This window comes from Caballeronia sp. (assembly GCF_049581465.1).
Classification (GTDB): Bacteria; Pseudomonadota; Gammaproteobacteria; order Burkholderiales; family Burkholderiaceae; genus Caballeronia.
Genome location: NZ_JBAUSA010000043.1, coordinates 1 through 2,869, shown reverse-complemented (window position 1 = coordinate 2,869; position 2,869 = coordinate 1). Strand labels below are relative to the sequence as shown.

Below are 2,869 nucleotides of genomic sequence, written 5' to 3'. Positions count from 1 at the left end.
ACCATACTGCGGCGGTTTTTGGTGTGTCTGTACTATCGGACAAAACGCGGATCCGATATACCCTCATTGGGTAGGAAAATCACCCCCCTTGTGGAGGTGGGCGATTGTGGTCGGCCTGCCACGGAGTCAACGCAATCCGTGCTGGTTCGCATGCCCGCTCATTGAGCCGAAGCCAAGGGATCAGGATTCCACGTCCTCAAGACTAAAAATTTCCGTCTTGTCGTTGTACGAGAAGATCTCGCCGTAGCGGCCCCAGTTGATCACCGCGTCGAGCGTCTCTTCCGCGGCGCCATCCGACAGGAAATCTTCCAGTTCGTGCTCGAAACGCACGCGCGGCGCACCGTGGCCGGGGCGCTAGTCGAGCACTTTCTTGATTCGCGCAGCCAGCGGCACATTGCGCAGCAGATCTTCCGCAAGCATCAGCTTGCGCTCCTGCGTGCCCAACTCGGCGAAGGAGCGGGCCGCCGGGGTCAGGAAAATGTCCCTTCGCCGGCGCGCGGCTGCACCTTGAGCGGCAGCGTGACGGTTACGGCAGCCTTAGGATCTTCCATGGCGTTTTACTCTCAGTCGAGTCGAAGCTTGGAGTCGGCGTAGGCATACATCGGACGCCACAGCGTGCGATTAAACAGGGTGACAAACAGGGACATCACCGCAATGCCCAGGATGATCTTCGGAAAGTCGCCGGCGGCCGTCGTCTGTGCGATGTATGACCCGAGACCATGGGCGACGACTTTGGTATCGCCCCACTGGACAAATTCCGCGACGATGCTCGCGTTCCACGCGCCACCCGACGCCGTGATCGCGCCCGTCACGTAGTACGGGAAGATGCCCGGCAACATCACCTTGCGCCACCACTGCCAGCCACGGATGTGGAAGTTTGAGGCGACTTCGCGGTAGTCATTCGGATACGCACTCGCACCGGCAATCACGTTGAACAGGATGTACCACTGGGTACCCAGCACGATCAGCGGCGAGAGCCAGATATCCGGGTTCAAGTGAAAGCGCACGATCACGATCACGAACACGGGGAACAGCAGGTTCGCCGGGAACGCCGCGAGAAACTGCGCGAGCGGCTGGATCTTCTCGGCGAGCGCCGGACGCAGCCCGATCAGCACGCCGATCGGCACCCAGATCACCGAAGAGATCGCAATCAGCAGCGCCACGCGCAGCAGCGTGATGAGACCGAGCACGAGCACGTGACCTACTTCATCGAGCGTGACGCCGGTACGCACATAGGCAACCACGCGATAGACCACATACAACGTCAGCAGGATCACGCAGATCCCCCACACGATGTCACCCATGCGCGACTGCTTGCGCCGTTGCGGATCGGCGAAACCTCCTCTGGCGGGCAACGGCAGTCGCAAGGGTATGCGCGCTGCGTTCGCGAAGAGCCAGCCCATGGGTACTAGCCCGCGGTGGATCAGCCGTGTGCGGCGGATCAGGTCGAGCAGCCACGACTCCGGCGCGTTACCGGAACTGGTGGTTTCCATGCGGAACTTGTCAGCCCACGCAACGAGCGGGCGGAACAGCAACTGGTCGTACGCGATGATCACGAACGTCATCGCGAGAATCACCCAGCCCACCGCGTGCAGGTTCTTGTCGGTAATCGCCTGGGCCAGATACGCGCCGATACCCGGCAGCGTGATCGTGTTGCTGCCCACCGTGATTGCTTCGGAGGCCACCACGAAGAACCAGCCGCCCGACATCGACATCATCATGTTCCAGATGAGGCCCGGCATCGAGAACGGCACCTCGAGCTTCCAGAAGCGCTGCCATCCCGTCAGATGAAAACTGCGCGAGACTTCGTCCAGATCGCGCGGCACCGTGCGCAGCGACTGATAGAAGCTGAACGTCATGTTCCAGGCCTGGCTGGTCCAGATCGCGAAGATCGCCGCGAGCTCCGCGCCGAGCACTCGCGCGGGAAACAGCGCGAGAAAAAACGTGACCGTGAACGAAATGTAGCCGAGCACCGGCACCGACTGCAGGATGTCGAGCATCGGCACCAGCACCTTCTCGGCGCGCCGGCTCTTCGCGGCGAGCGTGCCGTAGGCGAGCGTAAAGACTAGCGACGCGACCATCGCCGCCAGCATGCGCAACGTGGTGCGCATTGCGTATTCGGGCAGATGTGTCGGGTCGAGCGAGATGATCTGGGTCTTCAACGTTGCGATCGGCGCCAACGTCTGATGAAAACCAATGGCCGCCATCGCGATCAAGCAAATGATCAACGGAAAAGCGACGAAGTCCCAGCCATTGGGGAGCAATCGCTTGGCCGATGCATTGGCGGTGCGGTTCAGATTAAAACTGAAGTCCATGAAGTGCTCCCAGCAAATGGTCTCAATAAGGAAGGCGGGTTAAGCATCGGCTGGATGCCTACGGTCATGACTCAGAATGCGATCGTGGTCCTCAACGGTCAGGCCGACAGGGGCACTAGAGATCAGCAGTTTGGTCTTCAGGTTTTTCTTCATGGCAAGTGGAGGAAAAGTATTCTGATGAGACTTCTGCTTGTTCTATGGATGTGACACGTGAAATGTGGCAGTTCTGTGAAACTGACCCTCGTTTCGGAAAAACAAACCACTCAGCCTTAAAGGTTAAAGGCGGCTCCCGTTAGTTACTGACCACTAGGGGGACAGCACCGCGACCCATGCGGCGCGTGCGGCATCAGACTTGCTGACGTTGACGTTAAACGCGCATCTCCCATCGGTCATGCCTGCACATCCTCAACGCCAGGAAGGAGCTAACCCATGAAGCACCGCGACGTTAATCGAGTGAATGGAAATACGCCGCTACCGTCTGCCGCATCGTTCGCCAATAATTCAGCCATCTCCCTAACTAGGCAAATGACCGTTCCACGAGCGTTCTTCGCGCT

Annotated in this window: 1 protein-coding gene and 1 pseudogene; both read right to left on the bottom strand. The window is 59.4% G+C overall.

What is annotated here, in order from left to right; translation table 11 throughout:
* Nucleotides 1–180 precede the first annotated feature (180 nt).
* A pseudogene (locus WCA53_RS00860) lies at nucleotides 181–486 on the bottom strand (AAA-associated domain-containing protein); the annotation flags it as partial.
* 77 nt (nucleotides 487–563) lie between these two features.
* The gene (locus tag WCA53_RS00855; protein WP_423904316.1) at nucleotides 564–2,315 is read right to left on the bottom strand and encodes an ABC transporter permease; all 1,752 of its coding nucleotides are present in this window, start codon (nucleotides 2,313–2,315) and stop codon (nucleotides 564–566) included.
* Between the last annotated feature and the right edge of the window lie 554 nt (nucleotides 2,316–2,869).

What these genes read in the sequence shown, in the direction of transcription:
- WCA53_RS00855 (WP_423904316.1), bottom strand. Translation starts at nt 2,315, where the DNA reads ATGGACTTCAGTTTTAATCTGAACCGCACCGCCAATGCATCGGCCAAG.